The organism is Arthrobacter sp. 01T425 (genome assembly GCF_056398725.1).
Map to the genome: position 1 here is coordinate 148,614 of NZ_JBFTPY010000011.1, position 21,463 is coordinate 170,076.

At 64.2% G+C, this 21,463-nt stretch carries 18 protein-coding genes and 2 pseudogenes; 1 reads left to right on the forward strand and 19 read right to left on the reverse strand.

Features of this window, described 5'->3' with window-relative positions:
- Nucleotides 1-2: 2 nt before the first annotated feature.
- From AC1DNG_RS13905 to AC1DNG_RS13945, 9 genes are all read right to left on the reverse strand, one after another.
- Complete coding sequence (locus tag AC1DNG_RS13905; protein WP_476887621.1) at nucleotides 3-1,067, reverse strand: sugar phosphate isomerase/epimerase family protein; 1,065 nt, start codon at nucleotides 1,065-1,067, stop codon at nucleotides 3-5.
- Nucleotides 1,068-1,087: 20 nt separating this feature from the next.
- Nucleotides 1,088-2,191, reverse strand: a complete 1,104-nt coding sequence (locus tag AC1DNG_RS13910) for a sugar phosphate isomerase/epimerase family protein (RefSeq protein WP_476871442.1) — start codon at nucleotides 2,189-2,191, stop codon at nucleotides 1,088-1,090.
- Complete coding sequence (locus AC1DNG_RS13915) at nucleotides 2,188-2,583, reverse strand: C-glycoside deglycosidase beta subunit domain-containing protein (RefSeq protein ID WP_476859983.1); 396 nt, start codon at nucleotides 2,581-2,583, stop codon at nucleotides 2,188-2,190. Before AC1DNG_RS13915 ends, AC1DNG_RS13910 begins: the two co-directional genes overlap by 4 nt.
- A gap of 73 nt (nucleotides 2,584-2,656) precedes the next feature.
- A complete protein-coding gene (locus tag AC1DNG_RS13920; RefSeq protein ID WP_476887622.1) occupies nucleotides 2,657-4,219 on the reverse strand; it encodes a GMC oxidoreductase in 1,563 nt (520 codons plus the stop codon).
- Nucleotides 4,213-4,989 carry a TIM barrel protein gene (locus AC1DNG_RS13925; protein WP_476887623.1) on the reverse strand — a complete coding sequence of 259 codons (777 nt, stop codon included), beginning with the start codon at nucleotides 4,987-4,989 and terminating at the stop codon, nucleotides 4,213-4,215. The genes AC1DNG_RS13920 and AC1DNG_RS13925 overlap by 7 nt, the downstream gene beginning before the upstream one ends.
- 30 nt (nucleotides 4,990-5,019) lie before the next feature.
- Nucleotides 5,020-5,391, reverse strand: coding sequence for a nuclear transport factor 2 family protein (locus tag AC1DNG_RS13930; protein WP_476849724.1), 372 nt, complete (start codon nucleotides 5,389-5,391; stop codon nucleotides 5,020-5,022).
- Between the two features lie 6 nt (nucleotides 5,392-5,397).
- A complete protein-coding gene (locus AC1DNG_RS13935; protein WP_223913472.1) occupies nucleotides 5,398-6,234 on the reverse strand; it encodes a carbohydrate ABC transporter permease in 837 nt (278 codons plus the stop codon).
- A gap of 3 nt (nucleotides 6,235-6,237) precedes the next feature.
- Nucleotides 6,238-7,197, reverse strand: a complete 960-nt coding sequence (locus AC1DNG_RS13940) for a carbohydrate ABC transporter permease (RefSeq protein WP_476887624.1) — start codon at nucleotides 7,195-7,197, stop codon at nucleotides 6,238-6,240.
- 53 nt (nucleotides 7,198-7,250) lie between these two features.
- A complete protein-coding gene (locus tag AC1DNG_RS13945) occupies nucleotides 7,251-8,540 on the reverse strand; it encodes an ABC transporter substrate-binding protein (protein ID WP_476887625.1) in 1,290 nt (429 codons plus the stop codon).
- A 229-nt stretch (nucleotides 8,541-8,769) separates the two neighbouring features.
- Here AC1DNG_RS13945 and AC1DNG_RS13950 point away from each other — a divergent pair, with 229 nt between their 5' ends.
- Nucleotides 8,770-9,714, forward strand: a complete 945-nt coding sequence (locus tag AC1DNG_RS13950; protein WP_476873462.1) for a LysR family transcriptional regulator — start codon at nucleotides 8,770-8,772, stop codon at nucleotides 9,712-9,714.
- Nucleotides 9,715-9,778: 64 nt separating this feature from the next.
- Here AC1DNG_RS13950 and AC1DNG_RS13955 read toward each other — a convergent pair whose 3' ends face one another.
- From AC1DNG_RS13955 to AC1DNG_RS14000, 10 genes and pseudogenes are all read right to left on the reverse strand, one after another.
- On the reverse strand, nucleotides 9,779-11,257 hold the full coding sequence (locus AC1DNG_RS13955; RefSeq protein WP_476887626.1) for a sugar phosphate isomerase/epimerase family protein: 1,479 nt from the start codon (nucleotides 11,255-11,257) through the stop codon (nucleotides 9,779-9,781).
- Nucleotides 11,258-11,289: 32 nt separating this feature from the next.
- Nucleotides 11,290-12,582 (reverse strand): C-glycoside deglycosidase beta subunit domain-containing protein, encoded by a 1,293-nt coding sequence (locus tag AC1DNG_RS13960; protein WP_476887631.1) that lies wholly within the window; start codon nucleotides 12,580-12,582, stop codon nucleotides 11,290-11,292.
- A gap of 123 nt (nucleotides 12,583-12,705) precedes the next feature.
- The gene (locus tag AC1DNG_RS13965; RefSeq protein WP_476873464.1) at nucleotides 12,706-13,455 is read right to left on the reverse strand and encodes a hypothetical protein; all 750 of its coding nucleotides are present in this window, start codon (nucleotides 13,453-13,455) and stop codon (nucleotides 12,706-12,708) included.
- An 832-nt stretch (nucleotides 13,456-14,287) separates the two neighbouring features.
- Nucleotides 14,288-15,748: an HNH endonuclease signature motif containing protein gene (locus AC1DNG_RS13970; protein ID WP_476887632.1), complete on the reverse strand. Its 1,461-nt coding sequence runs from the start codon at nucleotides 15,746-15,748 to the stop codon at nucleotides 14,288-14,290.
- A 77-nt stretch (nucleotides 15,749-15,825) separates the two neighbouring features.
- On the reverse strand, nucleotides 15,826-16,728 hold the full coding sequence (locus tag AC1DNG_RS13975) for an aminoglycoside phosphotransferase family protein (RefSeq protein ID WP_476887627.1): 903 nt from the start codon (nucleotides 16,726-16,728) through the stop codon (nucleotides 15,826-15,828).
- A gap of 386 nt (nucleotides 16,729-17,114) precedes the next feature.
- Nucleotides 17,115-17,195, reverse strand: a pseudogene (locus AC1DNG_RS13980) (short-chain dehydrogenase); the annotation flags it as partial.
- A gap of 668 nt (nucleotides 17,196-17,863) precedes the next feature.
- Entirely contained in the window at nucleotides 17,864-18,793 is a 930-nt protein-coding gene (gene purU, locus AC1DNG_RS13985; RefSeq protein WP_230007914.1) for a formyltetrahydrofolate deformylase, read from the reverse strand.
- Nucleotides 18,790-20,256, reverse strand: a complete 1,467-nt coding sequence (cycA, locus tag AC1DNG_RS13990; RefSeq protein ID WP_476849732.1) for a D-serine/D-alanine/glycine transporter — start codon at nucleotides 20,254-20,256, stop codon at nucleotides 18,790-18,792. Before cycA ends, purU begins: the two co-directional genes overlap by 4 nt.
- Complete coding sequence (locus AC1DNG_RS13995) at nucleotides 20,246-21,082, reverse strand: methylenetetrahydrofolate reductase (RefSeq protein ID WP_476859991.1); 837 nt, start codon at nucleotides 21,080-21,082, stop codon at nucleotides 20,246-20,248. The genes cycA and AC1DNG_RS13995 overlap by 11 nt, the downstream gene beginning before the upstream one ends.
- Before the next feature lie 76 nt (nucleotides 21,083-21,158).
- Nucleotides 21,159-21,463 (reverse strand): annotated as a pseudogene (locus tag AC1DNG_RS14000) (lipoyl synthase); the annotation flags it as partial.

Consider the following 21,463-nt stretch of genomic DNA (forward strand, 5'->3'; position numbering starts at 1 on the left):
CCTTACTTAACAGTCTCGACCAGGGTCGCGTGGGAGTCGGATGCATTTGGATCAACGGCCTCTTCGATGGCATGCCGCATCAGCGTGTGCTGCTTCTTGACGAGGTCGATCGGATCGGATTCGCCCAGGTCGGCGAACGCGTGGCCCTCCCACTCGCTGGACAGGTAGCCCTGGTAGCCGCCCTTGACGAACTGGCGCACAATGCGGGGAATGTCCATCGCGGGTTCATTGCCGTGTTCGTCGATGTCGTAGAACTTCGCATGCACATGGAAGATCTGCGGCATGATATCCAGCCATTCCTCCGGCGGAACCAGTCCATGCATGTTGAACGCCAGACGGGTGAAGGGACCAAGGCGCGCGGGGTCGAAGTTGTTGGCGTTCAGGTAGTCCTCGAACTCCTGGTTGCGCTCCTGCATCGGCAACGGCTTGCGCCAGATCTCCTGCATGACGGCAAAGTGCTCCTCGGGCAGCCCCATTTGCGTCAACGTGCGGAAGAGGGTCGGGGAAAGGCTGTGCATCGTCGAGCTGAAGTCTGCGGTGAAACCGAGCCGGTCGCTTCCCAGTTCCTCGTACATCTCGCGGATCTGCAGGATCTTGGGATCGTTCGGCCCCTGCGGCGCGTGAATTTCGTAGCCGAGCTTCTGGTCGTACTTCTCGGCCAGGGGAAGCAGCCGGCGGAGCAATTCCTTGCCCGCGGAGCGGATCACCACGCGGTGAAAACCAAGCTTGTTGGCCGTGTGCAGCTGCGCGGCGAAGAAGTCGTACTCCTCATCGGGTGTCATGTCCCGGTCCTTGCGGCGGCCCATGTCCAGGTTGGTGCCCAGTGCGCTGGGGGTCAGGCCGTAGCGGTCCATGCTGTCGCGCCACAGGCGGACGAAGTCGTCGTCGACGTCCGGGTAGGTGCGCAGCATCTGGGCGATGTTGAACTCAACCCCCGGGCCGAGGCCTTCATCTGCAACAGCTTTGATCAGCGTCTCAGGGGTGTAGAGCCCGGCGGCGAACTCGGAGGTGAGCGAATAGAGGGTAATGCCAAGCTCGATGCCCGAGCCTGCGATGCCTTCTGACATGATTTCTGGTTCCTTCGTTGTCAGCCGCGGACGGGCTGGGCGAGATGGCTGTTGAGGATGCGGCGGGCTTCTGAAGCGTCGGTGATCATGGCCGAACCGGCGTTGGCGGCCGCTGAGCGCTGGACGGCCTGCTCGCCGCGGATAATGTCGAACGGGTCCTGCCAGTTGTTCCAGTGCCAGCCTTCGTATTCGCTGGAGATTGCGCCGGAGTAGCCGTGCTCAACCAGTTGCCGGACAAGGCTCCGAACCGGCACCGAGGGCTCCTCGCCGGTCTCGTCGATGCCGAAGAACTTGCCGTGCACGTGGCGGACCCAAGGCATGATCTCCAGCCAGGTGTCCAGCGGGGCAGGACCGAAAAGCCCTGTTCCGTTGATGGCGAAGTCAATGCCAAGGTCGGGCCGGCCGTTCCGGGCGGCCAGGCCGATGAAGGCACCGAAGCGTTCACCGTGAACCTTTTGCGTGTTTGGCGGTCCGTCGACGTAGAAACCATTCCACAGGTCAACCACCTGTCCGAGAAGTTCCTCCGAAGCACCACGGCGGCGGTAGGCCTCCAGCAGGGAGGGCGCAAAACCGGTAACGGTGGCACCCCAGTCGGCGGTGAAGCCGAGCAAGGGGGAATTGAGTTTCTCGTAGCGGTCGCGAAGGGCCAGGACACGCTCGTGGGCGCCGTGCTGGTCCGCGTGGACTTCGAGGGCCAGGGTGACGCCGTACTTCTCGGCCACGGGCAGCAGGCTTTCCATGGCGTCCGGAGTCAGTGAGATCTGCACCCGGGCGATCGGGAAGCCGAGCCTGGCGGCTACTTCGATCTGCTTGCGCATGTATTCGACAAGCTCGTCATGGTTCATCAGCCGGTCGCGGCGGATACCGGTGTCAACGTTGACTGCGAGCGAGGTGGGGACCAGGTCAACCTCGGCCACAAGATCACGGAACTGGCCCACGAAGTTGTCATCGATCCGGTCCGGGAAGCCGCGCAGGCTGGAGAATCCGATGACTTCGAGCCCTGGGCCGAAGCCTTCGGCCGCCACTTTGCGGATCAGGCCATCGAGGTCGTACTGCCGGGCGTGGAAGGCCCGGGTGAAGCTGTAAAGGGTGACGCCCTGGATCGGCGTGCCGAGGCTGGTCATCGCTGTCCCACCTTCATGGTCTTGGTGTCGTGCTCTTCGATGTGCAGCACGCCGTGGTCGGTGATGATGTAGGGGATGTAGAGCTTCAGGTCCACCCTGACCTCGTGCTCGGTCCGGCTGTCCGGGACGGGAAGGTCGCCCGAAAGGACTGCCGAGTCCAGCGGGAACCACCATTCGCCGGTCTCGTCCACGAGTTCCTCGAAGCTGAAAGTGCGGTTGTTCATGGTCCAGCGCAGTGAGCCCTCGGGGGCGGCGACGCCGTCCACTGTCAATGCAGCTCCAGCGATGCAGGAACCCGGCAGGGCCCGGTACCAGGGGATGCGGACTTCGACGGCGGTACGGCCGTCCTGGGTGATCAGTGTTCCCTGCTCGATTATGCGGTCGGCGATCATCGAGACCTCCTTGTCTGCGGCATGCCTTGCCTGTGATGGAACGAAATAGCAGCGGCATCGCACCACTTATTCATTATTTAGTCAGTCTATTGTCTGATTCAGACATAAGTAAAGAGCTGTTGAGTTCTTCTCTGAGTTTCCGGGCCCCGCGCACTGCGAGCGCCACAGCGGTCAGCGTGGGATTGCAGGCCGTGGCGGTGGGAATGACGCCGTTGCCGGCCACGAAGAGGCCGGGGACCTGCCACACCTGGCTGTCGGGCGAACACACGCTCTCGCCGTCGTCCCTTGCACCCATCCTGGTTGTGCCCTGATAGTGAAGCGAAGCGCCGGGCGGCATGACGAACGGACGCTCGTCGAGCGGTTCACCCACCGCCTTGCCCAGGCGGACAATTTCCTGCTTGGCGCGGTCCAGCACCTCGTGATCCCGCCCTGTGAGGCGATAGTGGATGCGCATGGCGGGCATCCCGTACGAGTCGCGGACACCGTCGTCGAACGCCACCCGGTCCTCGCGCTGCAGATCCTTGGCGCAGAACAGGCCAAGCCCCACGATAGAGCCCGGGACAACGGGGTCATCGTCGGCCAAGGGAACCGGTGACGCATCCAGTTGCATGATCTGGCCGTGGAAGGGCGCCCCGTCCGTGTAGGGAACCCAGGCAACTCCGCTCTGCTCACTGAGCGCGCCGTTGACGGCTGCCCGGCCCTGCGGAGCCGTGACATCACGCAGCCGGCTCGCGAACACCACCTGCGCCTGGTCGTTGAGGTAACGGCCCAGGGCGTCAGGCCGGATCCCGGAAGCCCACAGCAGCTGCGGCGTGCGCAGGGCATCCGCACCCACCACAACGTAGCGGGCGGTCACCTGATGGGTTTCGCCGCTGCGGCGGTCCTGGACTTCGATGCCGGCAGCAGCGCCATCCTCCAGGAGCACACGCGTTACCAGCGCCTCATCAAAGAGTTCAAACTGCGGATTTTCGCGGGTCACATCCCCCATCACGACGTCGGAACCTGACCAGACCAGGCCGCCGTCCTCCCGCCGGTGTACAGCAAGAGGCATGGGCTGGACGCGGTAGGCGGTGCCACGGCCCGCGTCCACGGCGGCGGCGAGTCGTTCCCGGACGAGGTCAGAGAACGGAGCCCCGTCAAAGGCGCGGGTGGTCACCCCCAGCAGCCGGTCGGCGTCCTCAAGAAGCTCTTCAAGGTCCGGCAGGAACGGAATGCGCTCTTTGCCGCCCGGGCGGGGGCAGGCAGCGGTCCAGTGAGCGGCCATGCCGCCCACGTTGCTGGACATGGCGGCAACGGGCATCCCGTCCTCGCCGGGGAAGACGTAGCCGTCCTGGAGCAGGTAGGTGCCGGGCCTGGCCCTTCGCTCCCCGCTTTTGACGGCGCCGGGTGAGTTCACCGTTTCGGCACCTGCACCGGGGCCTTCCGATGCCCGCTGCGCGAGGCTGCGGCGTTCAGGATCCTCAATGTTCTTGACGTGCGCCCCGGGTGGATTGCTGACCGTGGGGCCCACCTCGAACATGGCGATGGTGGCACCAGGGGCTTCCTCGCTGAGGATCCGCGCGTATGCCGATGCCGTGGGGCCGCTGCCGACGATGGCGACGTCGACCGCAGCGGGATACCGGTTACCGCTCACCATCCCGCCACCAGTTCCTGGATGCGCCGGACGGACTTCGCCGAGTCGATCGTGGGGTAGTACTCGAGCCCGATGGGGCCGCCATACCCGCTGTTCCCCAGGTCCGTGAGCCGGGCGTGCCAGTCGATGGATCCCGAGCCGGGTTCGCCGCGCCCCGGCGCATCGGCGATCTGAACATACTTGATGAGGTCGCCGGCGTTGGCGAGCTCGGCGGCCACGTCCTCGCCCTCGACCGTGGAGTGGTAGAGGTCGTAGAGAACGCCGAAGTTGGGCGAGTTGACGCCCTTGGCGACATAGACGGCTTCCGAGGTCCGGTCCAGGAGGGCTCCCGGGTGGTCAACCCTGACGTTGACCGGTTCGAGGACCAGGGTGATGCCGGAACCCTCGATGTGCGCGACGCCTCGGGTGAAGATCTCGATCAGTTCGTCCAGCTGGTCCTGCCGCTTGCGCCCGCCGAATCCGGTACCGCTGCCCACTACCATCCGGGGGCAGCCGAGCTGCTGTGCCACTTCGACGCCGGCGTCCAGCCCGGTGTAGAAAGCATCGTGGTTGCGGGGCGGGATCATGAACTGCATACGCGGTTCCGCCAGTTGGGAGGTGAGCTGGACTCCGGTTTCCTCGAGTGCGTGCTTCAGGGCCGGGATGTCTTTGCCCGTTGGGCCCCACATTTCGACGGCGTCGAAGCCGGCTGCTGCCGCCGCGCGAACCCGATCGGCAGCACTTTCGCCTGCTTCGGCGAACAAAAGGTCGATATTGGGCGAAAGTTGAAACATGGATGTCTCCTAGAGAATTGAGATGGTGGTCTAAAACATGGGGTGGTCGTGGACCGGGTGCTCGGGAACCGGCTGAAGCACGTCCCAGTGCTCAACAATCCGCCCGTTTTCGAAGCGGTAAATGTCTGCGACGGCGGCGTCGGGACGCCCGGGACCTGAAGCGCGCACATGCACCAACGCCAGGTCACCGTCCACCAGGATGCGCTGAACCTCGAACCGGGAGTCTGGCGATCCGTCGAACTTCGGCGTCAGCATTCGTACTGCCGCCTCAGGCCCGTCAGGAATGGTCGGGTTGTGCTGCCGGTAGTCGTCGGCCACAAGGAAGTCGAAGGCTTCACGCACCCGTTTTTGGGTGTAGAAGATCTCCACGAAGCGCTCAAACGCTGCGCGGTTGTCAACCATCGCGGGTCAGCCCTTCAGGCCGCCGGAGAAGCCCTGGATGAACCGTTTCTGCGCGAACAGGAACAGCGCCAGGATGGGAATCATGGAGACGATCACTATCGCGAAGATCGAGTTCCACTGGGAGACCAGGGAGCCGATGTAGTAGTACATGGCCACCGGCAGCGTCTGGTTGGCGGAGCCGCCCAGGAAGATCAGCGACGTGAAGAAGTCGTTCCACACGATGAGCCCAGCGAAGATGGTGACCGTTCCCGTGGCTGGGGCCATCATGGGGAACACCACCTTGGAGAAAATCTGGGATTTGCTGGCGCCGTCGATGGTGGCCGCTTCTTCGTAGTCCGTGCCGAGGCCGCGGAAGAAGTTTGCGTAGAGGAAGATCGACAACGGCAGGAGCATGCCCGTGTAGAGGATGATCAGGCCCCAAGCGGATCCGGTGAGCCCAAGGGCCCGTGCACCCATGTAGAGCGGGACGGCGCCGAGCTGGCCGGGGAGGATGATGGCGATCAGGAAGAGGTAATACGCGCCCTTGCTCCAGCGTCGGGTGCTGCGGGAGATGACATATCCGGTGATGGAACCGAGTGCGATCAGCCCCACGATGCTGCCTGCGGTGATGATGGCGCTGTTGACCAGGCCCATCACCACGTTGGAGTTGCCGGTGGCGGTGAGGACGTCGATAAAGTTGCTGAAGTCGGGGCTTGTTGGCGGAGCCAGGGCCGAGGTGGTGAACAACTCGTTGTCCGGCTTCAGGGCAGTTGTCACCAGGAAGTAGAACGGCGCGAGGAACACCAGGGCCAGCGCCCAGAGGCCGACTTCGCGGAGCAGGGTGAGCTTGGTGTAGCGGAACATGGCTTAGTCCTCAGGGTTCGAACGCGTCAGCCGCTGCTGGAGAACGGCGAAGATCAGGATGATGGCGGCGAGCACCAGGGCCAGGGCGGCACCGCCGCCGAAGTTCCCGAGCGCAAAGGCCTGCTTGTAAACCAGCGTGGCCAGCGTTTCCGTCGCTCCGGCCGGTCCGCCGCCGGTGAGCGCCATGATGGGATCGAAGACGCGCAGCCCCTGGACGATTCCCAGAGTGGTGGCGATGGCGACGGCGGGGCGGATGGCGGGCAGGGTAACGTTGCGGAACCGCTGCCACAGGTTGGCGCCGTCAATGGCCGCCGCCTCCTCCACTTCCACGGGGACACCGGCCAGGCCGGCCATAAAAATCACCATGGCAAAGCCGGTGGAAGACCAGACCAGCACCACCAGCACGGTCCAGATGGCCCACTGCGGGTCGGCCAGCCACGGCCTGGCCTGGTCGCCGGCGCCTATTGCCGTAAGGAAGGCATTGAGCGGACCGTCGAAGTCGAAGATGTATTTCCAGATGTAGGCCGTGGCTAGCGGGCTGAGCACCACCGGCATGAAGAAGAGGGTCCGGAGGATGTAGCGCGTCTTGACGACGCGGTTCAGGCCCAGCGCAATGACCAACCCGGCGATGTTGCCCAGGAGAACCGAGCCAAAGGCCAGAAAGAGGGTGTTGGAGAGGGCTCCGAGTTTCGTGGGGTCCTTGAAGATGGCCTCAAAGTTTGTCCAGCCCGTGATTTTGAACGAGCCGATGCCCGTCCAGTTGGTAAAGGCGAAGAATCCGCCGATTCCGGTTGCCACGTAGTGGATGGCAAACACCAGGGCGATCCCGGGCAGCGCCCACCACCAGTGTCCGAACTCCATGGGCCCCCGCCGGGGACGGGTGTTCTCACCCGTCCCCGGCGTCCGCTTGCCTCGCCGGGGTGCTTCAGCTGCTTCGCTTTTCGGTTGCATCGTCGCAGTCATTGGTATTCCTTGCTTGTCCCTTTGAGTCGTCGGAACGTTGATGGTGAAGAACTCTACTGTTCCCAGGCCGCGTCCATGGCCTGCAGGACCTGGTCAGGGCTCTTCTGGCCGGTGATGATGCCCTGGACCCCCGTGGCCAGTGCGTCGTAGACGGCGGAATTCGGCCACTGGATGTTGGGCAGCGGGCCGTACTTGCCGTCCTTGATCAGGCCTCCGACGTTCTTGTAGGCGCCGCCGTCGAAATCGTACTTGTCGAGTCCGCTGACCGGCAGGGCACCGTCGATTTCTGCGAAGGCCTTGGTCTGCTCAGGCTGGGCGGCCCAGTCGAGGAAGGCCTTGGCAGCGTCCTTGTTCTTGGAGGCCGCGTTGATGGAGAAGGCGTAGTTTGCACTGGCAAATACGTAGCTATTACCTGAGCCCTGTTCCGCGGGGAACGGCCGTACGGCAAACTGGGAGCCCCCAGCGGCGGACTGCAGCTGCTTCCAGCTTGGGGCCGGGATGAAGCCGCTCACGGACGTTCCGCTGGCAAGCCCCTTGGTGATGGCATCGAAGCCGCCGCCGGCAGCACCCTTCTGGAAGCAGCCCGCGTCCTTCAAGGTATTAACTGCTTCGAGGGCCGACTTCCAACCGTCCGAGCCGGCGAAGGTGGCTTCCTTGGCAGCGCGCTTATCGTTCCATTTCGGGTCTTCCGCGTAGACGCGCGAGGCTGCCAGGGACATCGCCATCAGCCCTGTGTTGGGAGGGGCTGATCCGGCAAGGGCAAAGAGGGATTTACCGGAGGACTCCAGAGCCTTGCACTGCTGCTGGAGGGAGGAATAGTCGGCAGGGAAGCCGCCGGCTGCAGCTGCAGCCGTCTCATTACTCACCAAGGCAGAGATCGTAATTTCCGTGGCCTGGCCGTACACCTTGCCGTCGGTTCCAAAGGTGCTGGCGCTTCCCTCGGGGAGCAGTTGCTTCGCGGCATCGTCAAGCGGTTCAAGGAAACCTGCCTGGACGAGCGGCAGGATGCTGCGGCCGGTGCCGGAGCCGGGTGAGGTCACTACGACGTCTGAGGCGTTTCCGGCCTGGAGCTGTGTGCGCAGGGTCTGGTCATAGGAGTCGTTCGGCTGAGGATTGAAGGTGATTTTCACGTTCGGGTGTGACTTCATGTAATTTTCTGCCAACACCTGGAAGGGGCTCTCGATGGTGTTGGATGTCGCGAAGGACAGTGAAAATTCCTGGGAACCACCCGAAGAGGAGCTGCTGCCGGTGGAGGCCGAGCAACCGGTAAGAATGAGTGCTGCGACGGTGGGGACGGCGAGGGCGCCGACCTTCAGGCCTGAATAGCGACGGTGCTGTGTCATGTCCAGCCTTTCTGACTTCATTGTCCAAAAATCCGGGTGTCGTGACCCCGGTCACTCACAAGTATGCAGGAGATGTGCCTAAAACACACATAAGTCTTTGCTATGACGGACATAAGTTTAACGGGGGTCCGCGGAAGGTCTATCCAGATCCCTGATGACTTCGCCTACGTTATTGATCCCGCTGATACACTCCCTTGAAACGGTTCCACTCCCAAAGGATCGCTGCGCCGTGACGAAACATGTCCTGCTTTCCCGTCTCGACCTCAACCTGCTGATCTCGCTGGATGCCCTCATTACCGAGCGAAGCGTTACCAGGGCGGCCGAGCGGCTCCACCTCAGCCAGCCGGCGCTCAGCGCCTCACTCGCCCGGCTCCGATCCCACTTCGGGGACCCGATCCTGGCCCGCCGCGGCAATGCTTACGAGCTCACCCCCTTCGCCCTCCGGCTCGCCGAACACACCACCACCGCGCTGGAGGCCGCACGCCGCGTCTTCGAAAGCCAGGCCACCTGGGAGCCCACAGAATCCGAGCGCGAGTTCTCCATCTACGGCTCGGATTACGGCTTCACCACCATTGGCCGGGTTGCTTCCGAGCTTGCAGCCGAGCGCGCCCCAGGAGTCCGGTTCCGGTTCATGCTCCACAATCCGATGGTGGTGGAGGATGCAGCCAACCGCCTTCGATCGGTGGACGGCATGGTGATTCCCCATGGATTCCTCACCGGGCTGCCCTACCTGGACCTGTGGAGGGACGGGTGGGTCGCCGTGGTCTCCACGTCCAATGAAGCCGTCGGCGAGCAAATCACCATGGAAAACATCGCTGAACTTCCCTGGGTGATGACCTATCAGACGCGCTCAGCCTCAACGTCGGCGGAACGGCAGATCCAGCAGCTGGGCGTTGAGCCCCGCGTAGACGTGGTTGTTGAAAGTTTCCAGTCCTTGCCGCACTTTGTGGTTGGAACCAACCGGATCGCGCTCATCCAGGCGGCCCTGGTGCCGTTCGCCCTGCGCGTGGGCGGGATTCGGATCCTGCCGCTGCCCTTCGATGCCACGCCGCTGGTTAATGCCTTGTGGTGGCACCCCGTGCACAACCGCGACTCCGAGCATGAGTGGATGCGGGGCCTCTTCAAAGAGGCTGCCGACATCGTGGCAGCCGCCGCAACCAAGGAAGCCCCTTAAATGCCTCGATGCCCGGCCGGCTAAACGGACGGGCATCGAGGCTATGGGACGTCGGCCTTTCAGGTCAGGCTGATGCCAGCGCCGTCCGCATGCTCTTGCGGATGAGGTCATGCTGCTTCCGCACCAGCAGCAGCGGATCCACCTCACCGAGCTCAGCGAAGGCATGGCCTTCCCATTCGCTGGACCAGTAACCGCGGTAGCCGCCTTCGACGAATACGCGGACCAGTTCCGGATAGTCGATGGCCGGCTCGTTGCCCTGCTCATCAATGTCGTAGAACTTCGCGTGGACGTGCATGATTTGCGGCATGATGTCAGCCCACTCCTTCGGGTTGACGTGGCCGTGCATGTTGAACGCCAGGTGGGCGAAGGACCCAAGCCGGGCAGGATCGAAGTCATGTCCCCGCAGGTACGCAATGAACTCCTCCTGCCGCACCCGCATCGGTGCCTCAGTGCCCCATATAGCCTGCAGCCTTTCGACAGCTTCATCGTCCAGCCCGGCACGGCGAACCGCGCGCAGGAGCGTGGGAGACATGCTGTGCATGGTTGAGGAGAAGTCAGCCACGAAGCCCAACAGCGGTGAATCCAGCTCGGCGTAGACGTCGCGGACCTTCATGATCTCGGGCGAGTTGGGTCCCAGCGGTGCATGGATCTCGTAGGCAAGTTTGAGTTCGAGGTCCTCGGCGAGCGGCAGCAGCCGGCGAAGCAGGTCCGGCTTCGCGCTCTGGATGCGGACCAGCGGAAAACCGAGCTTCTTGGCGCCGTGGAAGAGTGTCTGCGTGAACTCGTACTCCTCGTCCGGGGTCATGTCGCGGTCACGGCGGCGTCCCATGTCCAGATTGGCGCCGAAGGAGCTGGCGGTGAAGCCGTGCTTGTCGAAGGCGCGCTGCCACGAGCGCACGAAGTCGTCAGTCACGTTGGGATAGGTAGGCAGGACCTGCGATGCCACAATCTCGATCCCGGGGCCGATGCCGAGCTCGGCCACGCGGTTCAGCAGACCGTCGAAGTCGTACCAGCCGGCCCGGAATTCGGCGCTTGCCGAGTACAGGGTGAGCCCCAGCGAGAACGGATCTTCCTCCGCTTTCGGTGGGGGCGGCGTGACCGCCGTCGTCAGTTCCGGTGCCGCCGCAGCCCTGTCCGTGACGGTCAGCTCCAACGTCTGGTTCACGAAGTTGGGAACGTACATGCCGGGACCGCCGTCCTGGCCGGGCACAATCTGCATGTACGGCAGGCGCAGCTCACCGATGAGCCGGACGGTGTGCTGCTCGCCCAAGGCAACAGGGCTCTCCGTTGTGGCGATTAGCAAGGGATGTTCCTGGAGGTACCAGAGCGTTTCGCTTTGAGCGGGCAGGTCCGGGAGCGCATAGCGGACACCGCCCAGTTCCAGGGACAAGTTCCCGGCGGGGATATCCTGGCCGTCGACGGTGAGCCGCAGGCTGGAGACCGAGGAGAGCCACAGACTTCGGTACCACGGCAGGGTCAGGGCAAGCGCGAGACCGTCGGGATGGGTGCGGAGGCTTGCATCGTCAAGAAGTCCGTTTGGCATTGTTGCTCTCTTTACTGGGAAAAGGGGATGGGTCAGGTAAGTTCGCCGGTGATGCGGCGGATCAGGGCGTGTTGGCGCCGCACTTGGTCAATGGCGTGCCATGGCGTGCGTTCGCCTTCATATTCACTGGAGAGATAACCGGTGTAGCCGGAGTCCTTGAGGGCCTTGAGCACGGGCAGCCAGGGAATCTGCTGGTCTTCCAGCCGCTCGTTGATGTCGTGGAACTTCGCCTGGACGAACACCACATACTGGGCGATATCGGCGAAGTCGGCGGGGTCGACGCCGATGCCGTCGAGGAAGGCGGGCCGGGTCTCGCGGGTCTCACCTGCACGCAGCGGAATGGGCCGGTCCTGGAAGATTCCGGTGTCGATGAGCAGGCCGAAGTTCTTGGTGCCTGTTCGTTCGATGAGGCCGATGTAGTCCTCGACGACGGGGTGCCTGATGGGAGTCGGCGAATGAATCTCCGGGCAGATGATGATCCCCAGCTCGTGGGCCAGATCAAGGGAGCGTTCCACGGACTCGGTCCAGATGGGGTCTGGGACCAGATCGCTGGACACCACGCCGATCTTGGGGCGCACGAAGCCGAAACCCAATTGGTTGGCAAGCCGCAGGTCCCGTTGCAGGGCCTCCGCACCCTCGGCGACCGTCATGGTGCGGCCCGGGTGAAGACGGGTGTCAATCCAGGAACCGTAGTTCGTCGGCTCCAGCGAATACTTCTCCAGCAGGCCGAACCAGTTATCGATCCAGGCCGGGGACGGTTCCGGATAGTTGGGAACGTGGCCCTCGCCGAGAATCTCGACGCCGGTGGCGCCCACGTCGGCGACGGCGGCCAGCGCCGTCTCAAGGTCCATCACCGTGCCGTAATCGCCCATAAAGCTGTAGAGGGAAACGCCGTAGCGGAAGGTACCTTCGCCGCCTTCCGGCGCGAGGGTCACCTTGCGGCTGGTCCGGTGGGTGGTGGGCTGGTGCTCGACTGGTATGTAGGACATCCGCAGCCGCAGCTCGATGGAGAGCTCGTGGACGCCCTGCGGCAGGCCGCCATCGAGGGGAACGGTGACCACTGCCGCTTCCTCAAGGGGCCAGCGCACGCCATCACTTTCCCAGAGCTGCTGCAGGGTGTAGGTCCGCCCGCCGAAGGTCCACAGCGGAACGTCAGGTCCGACGTCGACGATGCCGCCCACGCGAACGGCGATGCCATCGATGAGGGACGCGGCCATGCCCCGGTAGGAAGGCATCCGGACCCGGAACTGAAAGCCGGTTACACGTCCGCCGTCCATTACGTTGCGGAAGCCGACGGACTGGATGAGGTCTCTTTCGAGAAGCATCATTGCTCACTCTCTCTAGGTGCAGAATCCAGAGTAGCAATCATTCTGTCGCTTTTACACCTAAGTGAGCGGCTAACCGGCAAAACATGCCAAGGGCTCGCCGGGCTGGCCGCTTCGAGGGCCTCAGCTCCTTTCGGCCCGTTCCGCGAGGACGCCGATGGCCAGAGAGAAGCGGCCAGGTAGCGGCGAAAGTGCCAGACGGAGCCAGATGGCGTCCGAGTACGCATCGAACCGGGCTGGACTGACGCGCAGTTCCTCGGCCACGGCCAGCACCTGCGTGTGAGCCGTCAGGTAGCGTGCCGGCGTCATGCGGTTATTGCGTAGATGAAGCTCCAGATGGACGTCCAGGCCGGCCAGATCCCGGGCGGCCTCGTGCCGGGCCGTACTGTCGAAGTCCAGCAGTCCGGGCGGGATGTCGCCGTCAGGAACGATGATTTGCTTGTCGTACAGGTCTCCGTGGGCCCATACCACCGGATCCGGTGCCGTCCCTATCAGGTTCATGGCCACGTGCTCTGCGGCGGCGCGCAAGACAGCGCGCTGAGACGACAACTCGGGGACGTTTTCATTGTGCCGCAACCAGTCGTCCACCCGTCGACACACCTTCGTCGCTTCCCACTCTGCTGAACGGAGCGGAAGGCTGTCGAGAGCACCTCGTGCTGCTGGACCATGGGAGCCGTTCAGTTCCGCGACCCAGGCGCGCGACCATTTCTCCCATGCCCTGGCGAACGCTTCATCGCAGACGGCCGCTTCCACCCGGCCCAGCTCGTTCAGAGTCGGTCCCGGTATGGCGCTGAAAACGATGACGTCAGACTGGGAACTCTGACGAAGGATTCTGGGCGTTGTGAAGTTGCCGGCGTCCAGCAGGACCTCCATTTGCGCGCAGCGCTCGGCCGGTACGACGGCGCCCCCGGGCCCGAAGATCTTTATATAGCGGCCCTCCGCCCGGACGACAGCCTGGTGGTACGGCCAATACGAAATCAGTTCCCCCTGCTGCGCTTCCCCCCGCAAGGCGGGAAGTCCCGGATCCTCCAACGGGATTAGTTCGAACTGCCCGTGACGCAAATAAGCTCCCCGGACGCCGGGCACTCCCGGCGTCCGGACCTCCAGTACAAATTCTCCCGGTGTCTTTTCTGGCCAAGCCCGCTGAACCAGCCAGGACGTGCCGGTATCGTCGTCGGCAGACGCCGGAACGGCGGAGGGCCAATCCATGGAATCAATTCCATGGACCGGCGGAGGCGCCAGCCAGTGGTGCGACGCATCAGATTGACGCGTTCCAGGCGTGCCGTGCCCCCGAACAGTAGACAGCCATGCTCCGTCCACCATGCCCCCGCTTCCCCATACCCAGGCTCTTCCGGCGCAAGCCGTTCGTGTGTCCAGCGTGAACCACAACAATGAGGCAGGGATGAAACGGTCATGAAGAAACTTTCATCAGGGCCTTCTTCCCCGTCCATTCGGCGTCATGCGTCGCATGATCGCCGCAGCAAGCAGACCCGACGAACCCGTCCGGTGAATCGAGATTGACCCGGACCGTGATGGGCGTGGGGACAGTGGCCTGAATCGCGCTGGTCCTGGCCGATCCGGCCTTTCAGGGTCACGGCTCAGGGTCACGGCTCAGGGTCACGGCGGAGGCAGGGGTGCAGGCCAATGGCCGGCACATCCTTTCGAGCCTCTCATTGGACGGGGAGGGAAACATGGAGCCCCGCTCCTACGCCGCGATGAACAGTGCCCAGTCAGGAAAGGGATCCACCGGCAATGGCGGAGCGGCTTCTCCGGGTCCGACGGTCTCTCCGGGTCCAACAGCGCCGACAAGTACGTCCGGCCAGTCGGGCGGTTCCAACTCCCGGCCTTCACCCGTGTGGCCGAGGTGTTGCGGCCAGCGTGGTGGTTCCCAGTCTTGTTGTTCGCTTGGATAGGAGCGTCCCGCAGGTGAGATCCAGCCGGGTGGCTGGTCCCGGGTCGCGTCAACCGGCCTCCATGCTGTGGTGTGTCTGAGCCGGTGGTGCCGTCGGCATGGCTGGCCCAGGTTGGTGACGCCGGTGCCGCCTCCCTCGGACCAAGCCAACAGATGATCCGCTTCGTTATCCAGGGAATGGTTGTTGCAGCCGGGAAAAGGGCACCGGCCATCCCGAAGCCGCAACCATTGGCGCATCGCCTTCGGAACCCGGTAGCTGGTCCGTCCGATCTCCAGCGGCGCTCCATTGCGCGGATCGGTCAGCACACGCAGGAACGATCCGGCGCCATCCCCCACAAGCCGGCGGGCCATGCTCGGCGGAACGGGACCATACCCGTCCAGCGTGGCCGGTTCCGACTCGGCGCCCAATAGAGACAGCACCGGCACGGTCACCAGGACCTGCGCCTTGGGTGACGGAGTTCCCTCCGCCACCCCCGCCAGCAGCCAGTCAGCGGCGACGTCCGCACGGAGCTGGGTCAAGGTCCGGGATTCATTCGGCTCCTGCAAGGCACGCGCCGCTTCCGTGGCACGGGACCATGCAGCCACCGCAACATCCGCAGTCAGATATGCCGAGAGCCAGGCCATGCCGTCCCGGTCCGGCACATACTCCAGCCGACGGTCCTCCACACCCTTGCGGTGGCGGGCTTCGATGCTTACGGGATGGTGCAGCTCACGCCATCTGCGCGCCTTGGCCCGGAACCTGCCCGGCACCAGCTCCCCCGCCGGGCAGCCACGCGCGGCAAAGGCAGCTTCGGGGTCCAGGAAATGAGCCTCCAAGGCAGCCGCCGCGGCGGGGTCCAGACCGGACGTTTCATCACACATCACCCGCGCGTGTTGCCATGAAATGCTCCCTACTTGCAGCGCAGACAGCGTCAGGGGCAACTTAGTGGTCAGGGTGGCCGACTCTGCCAGGAGCGCCGCCGCCGATCTTTCACTCACGGTCAGGACACAGGCCACCTCTGCTGTCACGGCCATTTCCTGGGCGGTGCGCTCCTGCGGGGAAACGGCTGGGCCCGCCATGGCGACGGCAGCGCGGGCATATCCGCCGGCGAAGTGCACTTTCAGCGCGGCCAGCCTGGCTTCCATGCTGGCCACCTCAGCCATACCGTCCAGGCACGCGTCGGCTTCGTCCCGAAGAGGGTCAGCGCCAGTCGAGGCCGCGTTCCCGGCTCCGCGACCTGCAAATGCACACAACCTGGCAAGGGAGGCCTCCATGGCCTCCAACGTCTCCGCAGCTGCTTTGCCTTCCACACCCTCAGCATGGCAGGCGCCACTGACATTTAACGCTGGCGTCAGAGTTGCAGGCGAAGTCCGTCATCCAGGATCTGCCTGACCCCGAACTTTCCTACGGCGAACATCCGCGGATTATCGTCGGAGTTGCTCAGCATGGCCGTGGACAGGATGAGGGCCCAACCACGCGCCCTCATCCAGATGTCCCCTTCTACTGCGGAGCCGAAGGCGCCCATGAAGCGGTGGCGGGTGCCGGCGTCGAACATCAGCCACCCCACCGCAAGATCGACAGCCGGGTCCCCTGCCCCGACGTCGCCGAAATCGATGACGCCGGCCAGGGAGCCGTCGTCGGCCAGCAGGATGTTGCCAGGGTGGAGGTCCCCGTGGAGCATCATCGCCGGACCATCCCAGGCTTTGGCGGCACAGGCCTGCGCCCACACTGCTCTCAGCGCGGCCGCCTGCGGGTAGCGTTCGCGGTCCCCGAGCCGTTCCACCAGCACAGCGTCACGGTCCGCCAGCGGCACGCCTCGGAAAGGGTTGACCGGGACGCCCGTTTCGGCGGGCACGTGAAGGGACAGCAGGAAATCGGCCAGGCCTATAGCCGCCGGCCCGCGGTCTGCCGGGCCGACGTCGGCCGCAGCGGCTCCGGGGACCCACCGTACGATGCTCCACGGCCATGGAAAGTCCGACGTCGGCCTGCCGGCATGGACGGGGACAGGAACAGCAACCGGGGAGCGGCGGGCTATGTCGGGAAGGTAGCGCTGCTCATGCAGTATCAGCGGAACGGCCTCCACCCTGCGCGGAAGCCGGACGGCCAGGCCGTCACCGAGCCGGAAGGTCGCGTTGTCCCAGCCGTTGGCAACCCGCGCTAAAGGAAAATCGCCGAGGTCGGGCCGCTGGTCCCGGACGAGGCGCTGGACCACCGCGTCACTCACTTCCACCGTGGCTGGCGGCATTCGAGCCATTCAGAAATCCGCCTTCCTTTGTGCCGGCAATGCAGTCCGATCCTTTCCCCTCGTCCGAATATAGGTCAAGAGCCCAAGAGCCGACGGGGCGCGGGAGGACATGGAATCCGACGGCGGCGGGACGTCCCGCCGTCGTCCTGGGACGACATGAAGTTGCGGCTAGCTCATCCGGCGGGGACCACCGGATTCTCAGCGGTCAGCCCGCGCCCTGGCCCTCGCGGGCCACCTCTTCCAGAACCCTGGCTGTCGGCGCTGCCGTCATCAGCTGCCCTATAACCTCGGGCTTGTCCCACACCTGGCTGCGCAACTTTTCCAGAAAGCCGGTCGCGGCGTCCGGAGGGTGGACTTGAACCGTCGCTGCGCCGCCCTCCTGACGCAGGTAAACGAGCGACGGTGGCGCCGTTGACGTTGGTGCCGTCGTCGCTGAGCAGGAAGGTGATGGAGGCGGCGAGCTGCGCGGCGGTGGCGGCCCAGCCGAACTTCACTACCTCGGAGCGAGACTGTGGCGCAACGCAATCACCAAGGTAGTCGGCGGATGGATCGACGACGACTGTTCCGAGGCGGACGCCCGCAGGATCGTGCAACGCGTCGGACGCGACAACGCCCGACGCGTGTACGCGCTCCCCTGAGCGCCGACCGAGATCCCGAGCAAGCAGAACGGACATCATGCTGACCCCGGCCCAGCAAAATCGAACCAGTCTGAATTCGACGGACTCTGGTGCCGTCGTCTTGACCTTCTATGGAGCCCAGTCGGCGTCGTCCGCTGGCGTTTTGTCAGTTTCCATAGGACAGTGCCTGCCACAGGATCACTGCCAACAGGGCACCGGCGGCGAGAATGACAGCCCAGGTTTCCCTGCGCAACCGCCGATCAGCGCGCTTCCGGTGCGATGACTCGCGCGCTGGCCGCGGCCGGCTACGCGCTAATTTCGACCCGAACATAATCCTCCCGGTGGAACATTCGCCGTTCGGACCAGCCGTCAAGGACAACCCAGATGATGGATCCGTCTGGCGTGGTTCCGTCCACGGTGCCGGAGCCGATAGGGCGGCCGTCCTGCGAGAGCCTCACCGGCTGCCCGACGGGCAAGGCGTTCCACGACGCTGGGCGCCAGCGTGGCACATTTGTCGGTTTCATGGCCTACCGCAAGATGACGGTGCGGTTGCCGAGCAGCAGGATCCTGCCTTCACAATGCCAGCGGACGGCGTTGCGGAGGGCCGCGCATTCGGCGTCCCGGCCCACCGCCACCAGGTCATCAGCGGTGTACGTGTGGTCCACCTCGATGACTTGCTGGGAAATGATCGGGCCCTCGTCGAGTTCGGCGTTGACGTAGTGAGCCGTGGCGCCCACGGTCTTGACGCCGCGGTCGTAGGCCTGGTGGTACGGCTTTGCGCCTTTGAAGCTGGGCAGGAACGAGTGGTGGATGTTGATGGTCCGTCCCGCCAGCTGAGCCGAGAGCTCATCGCTCAGGACCTGCATGTAACGGGCCAGGACCACGAGTTCCACGTCGAAGGCGTCCACCAGCTCCATTAGCCGGGCCTCCGCCTCGGGCTTGGTGTCCTTGGTGACTGGCAGGTGGAAGAACGGGATGCCGTGCCACTGGACCAGGCCCTCCTGGTCGCGGTGGTTGGACACCACCGCCACGATTTCCACCGGGATGTCGCCGGTTCGTGCCCGGAAGAGTAGATCGTTGAGGCAGTGGCCCATTTTGGACACCATCACCAGGACACGGCGTTTGCGGCCGTGCGGTTCCAGCTGCCAGTTCATCTCCCACTTTTCGGCCACAGGCGTGAAGTCGCGGCGCAGGTCCTCGGTGCTGAAGGAATCCTGCCCTAAGGAGGCGTCGGAGGAGGAACCCGAGGAAAAGTGGACGCGCATAAAGAAGTGCCGTTGCCCCTTGTCCCCGTACTGCTTGATGTCCAGGATGTCGCAGCCGTGGTTGAGCAGGAATCCCGAGACCGAATGGACGATGCCCGGCGACTCAACACAGTCGACGGTCAGGATGTGCTCTGCCGTGGCACCGGGTTCCACGGCTGCAGGCTCGGGGCTGTTTGGGGTCTGTGCGGTCATTTCTGCACCTTCTCAAACTTTCGCGCAACAGCTGATTCCTCGTCCTGCGCGAGCTCAGCCTGGAAGCTTTCATAGCGGGCCAAGTGCGCGGGGCGCCGGCGCAGCACGAACCACGCGGCGCCGAGCAGAATGAACCAGACCGGCGTTACCAGGAGTGCCAGAAGTGTGTCCGGCTGCGTGGTCAACGCCCAGAGGACGAAGGCGAAGAACGCGAAGACCACGCAGACCATGGGGATTCCGCCGGGCATCTGGAACTTGGACGCGTCATGCAGGTGCGGGCGGCGACGGCGGAAGGCCAGGTAACTGGCCAGGATGATGGACCATACGAACACGAAGCAGACGGCCGACACGGTGGTCACCATGTCGAAGGCCTTGCCGATGTCCTGTCCGGCGTACATCAGCACCACGCCGGAGAGCAGGAGGACGCAGGACAGGAACAGGGCGTTCTGCGGGACCTTACGCCGGGACAGGCTGCTGAAGACTGACGGCGCGTCGCCCTCCTGGGCCAGCCCGTAGACCATGCGCGACGTGGAGTAGATGCCGGAGTTGGCCGAGGACATGGCCGAGCTGAGCACCACCAGGTTCACGATCGTTGCCGCGGCTCCGAGCCCTGCCAGGGAGAACATGGCGATGAACGGGCTGTGGCCAGCCTGGAACTGGGTCCAGGGAGTGACAGACATCAGGATGATCAGGGCGCCCACGTAGAAGAGCAGCACTCGGATCGGGATGGAGTTGATGGCCTTCGGCAGGCTCTTCTCCGGGTCTTTGGCCTCCGCGGCGGTGGTGCCCACCAGCTCAATGCCCACAAAAGCGAACACGGCGATCTGGAAGCCGGCCACAAAACCCATGAACTCGTTCGGGAAGAATCCACCGTGGCTCCACAGATTTGTGAAGCTGGCAGGGCCGGCATCGGACTGGAACCCGCTGAAGATCATAAACAGGCCCACCACGATCAGCGCCACGATAGCGACGATCTTGATCAGCGCGAACCAGAACTCCGTCTCGCCGAACGCCTTCACCGTGGTGAGGTTCAGGAGCAGGAGGATGGCCACGGTGGCCAGGCCCGGGATCCACAGCGGCAGCCCCGGCCAGAGTTCCTTGGAGTAGCCGGCAATGGCGATGACGTCCGCGATTCCCGTGATCACCCAGCAGAACCAGTACGTCCATCCGGTGAAGAAGCCGGCCCAGGGCCCGAGGAGGTCCGCTGCGAAGTCGCTGAAGGATTTGTAGTTCAGGTTGCTGAGCAGGAGCTCGCCCATGGCCCGCATCACGAAGAACAGCATGAAGCCGATGATCATGTAGACGAAGATGACGGAGGGTCCGGCCGCGGAGATGGTTTTGCCCGAGCCCATGAACAGGCCGGTGCCGATGGCGCCGCCAATGGCGATCAGCTGGATGTGCCGGTTGCTGAGCTGCCGCTCAAGATGCGGTTCCTGGTGGGAAGTTACGGTTTCAGTTGTCACGTGCTGCTCCTCGAATCAATGCTGTCTGGAGTGCTGCTGAGATGGGCGCCTGACCCGGTCCGCCGGGAACCGAGTCAAGGCTGTTGAAGCTGTAGAGATGTATGCCCGCGAGGTTGCCAGGCTGGTTTTCCAGCCCGGACACCAGGCTTTGCGGCGAGTAGTGGTCGCCGCTCAGGAGTTTGCGGGCCAGCGGGCCCTTCCGGCTCAGGAACTTCAGGGAACTTCCGACGCCGATCTGCGTAGCCAGCGAGACCAGTTTGGTCCGGGGCACGGACCCCGCCACCCCTGCCCAGATGGGCAGCTCAACGCCTTCGCGGCGCAGGAGCGCCGCGTAATCAAGGATTTTCTCCGGGGCGAAGCACATCTGGGTCACAACGTGCGAGGCCAGGTGCTGTTTTGCCAGGAGGGCGTCCAGCACCTCCACGGGGCCGGCGGAGGGGTGGCCCTCCGGGTAGCCCGCAATGCCTGCCCGCATCAACCCGCCTGTGTACTGCGCGATGTCCTCCAGCAGAGGAAGGGCGGACTCATACGGGCCGGCCGGCTGCTTCCGGTCCCCGCCGATGACAAAGACCTCCCGGATGCCGGCGGCATCGCAGTCGCGGAGTATTCCGGTCAGCTCGGCCCGGTCATGCAGGGTCCGCGCGGCGAGGTGCGGGATGACGGTGTAGCCCAGCACACCAAGCTGCACGGCAGTGCGCATGGTCCGCTCGATGCCGTGATGGGGCAGGCACGTCACCGTGAGCGTCGTGGTCAACGGCACCAGGTCCGTGACGCGCTCAACGATTCCCCCGGAAGGGATGATTTCTATTCTGATGGGGAACATCATTGGTCCTCTCTGAACATCAGATTTTTTGGGCATCAGGTTTTTGGGTATCAGGTTTTGGGCATCAAGGTTGGGTTGTTCAGGCCGTAGCTGCCAGCAGCGAGCTGGCTTCCTGGCGGGTGCTGCCGGAGCTTTCGATGTGCGCGAGCTCGGCCGGGATTTCCCAGCCCTTCTTGCGCATCGCGGTGGCCCAGAGCCGGCCGGCGCGGTAGGAGGAACGCACCAGGGGCCCGCTCATGACGCCGAGGAAGCCGATCTCGTCCGCCTCATTTTGCAGGTCGACGAATTCCTGCGGCTTGACCCAGCGGTCCACCGGCAGGTGCCGTTCGGAGGGGCGCAGGTACTGGGTGATGGTGATCAGGTCGCAGCCGGCCTCGTGCAGGT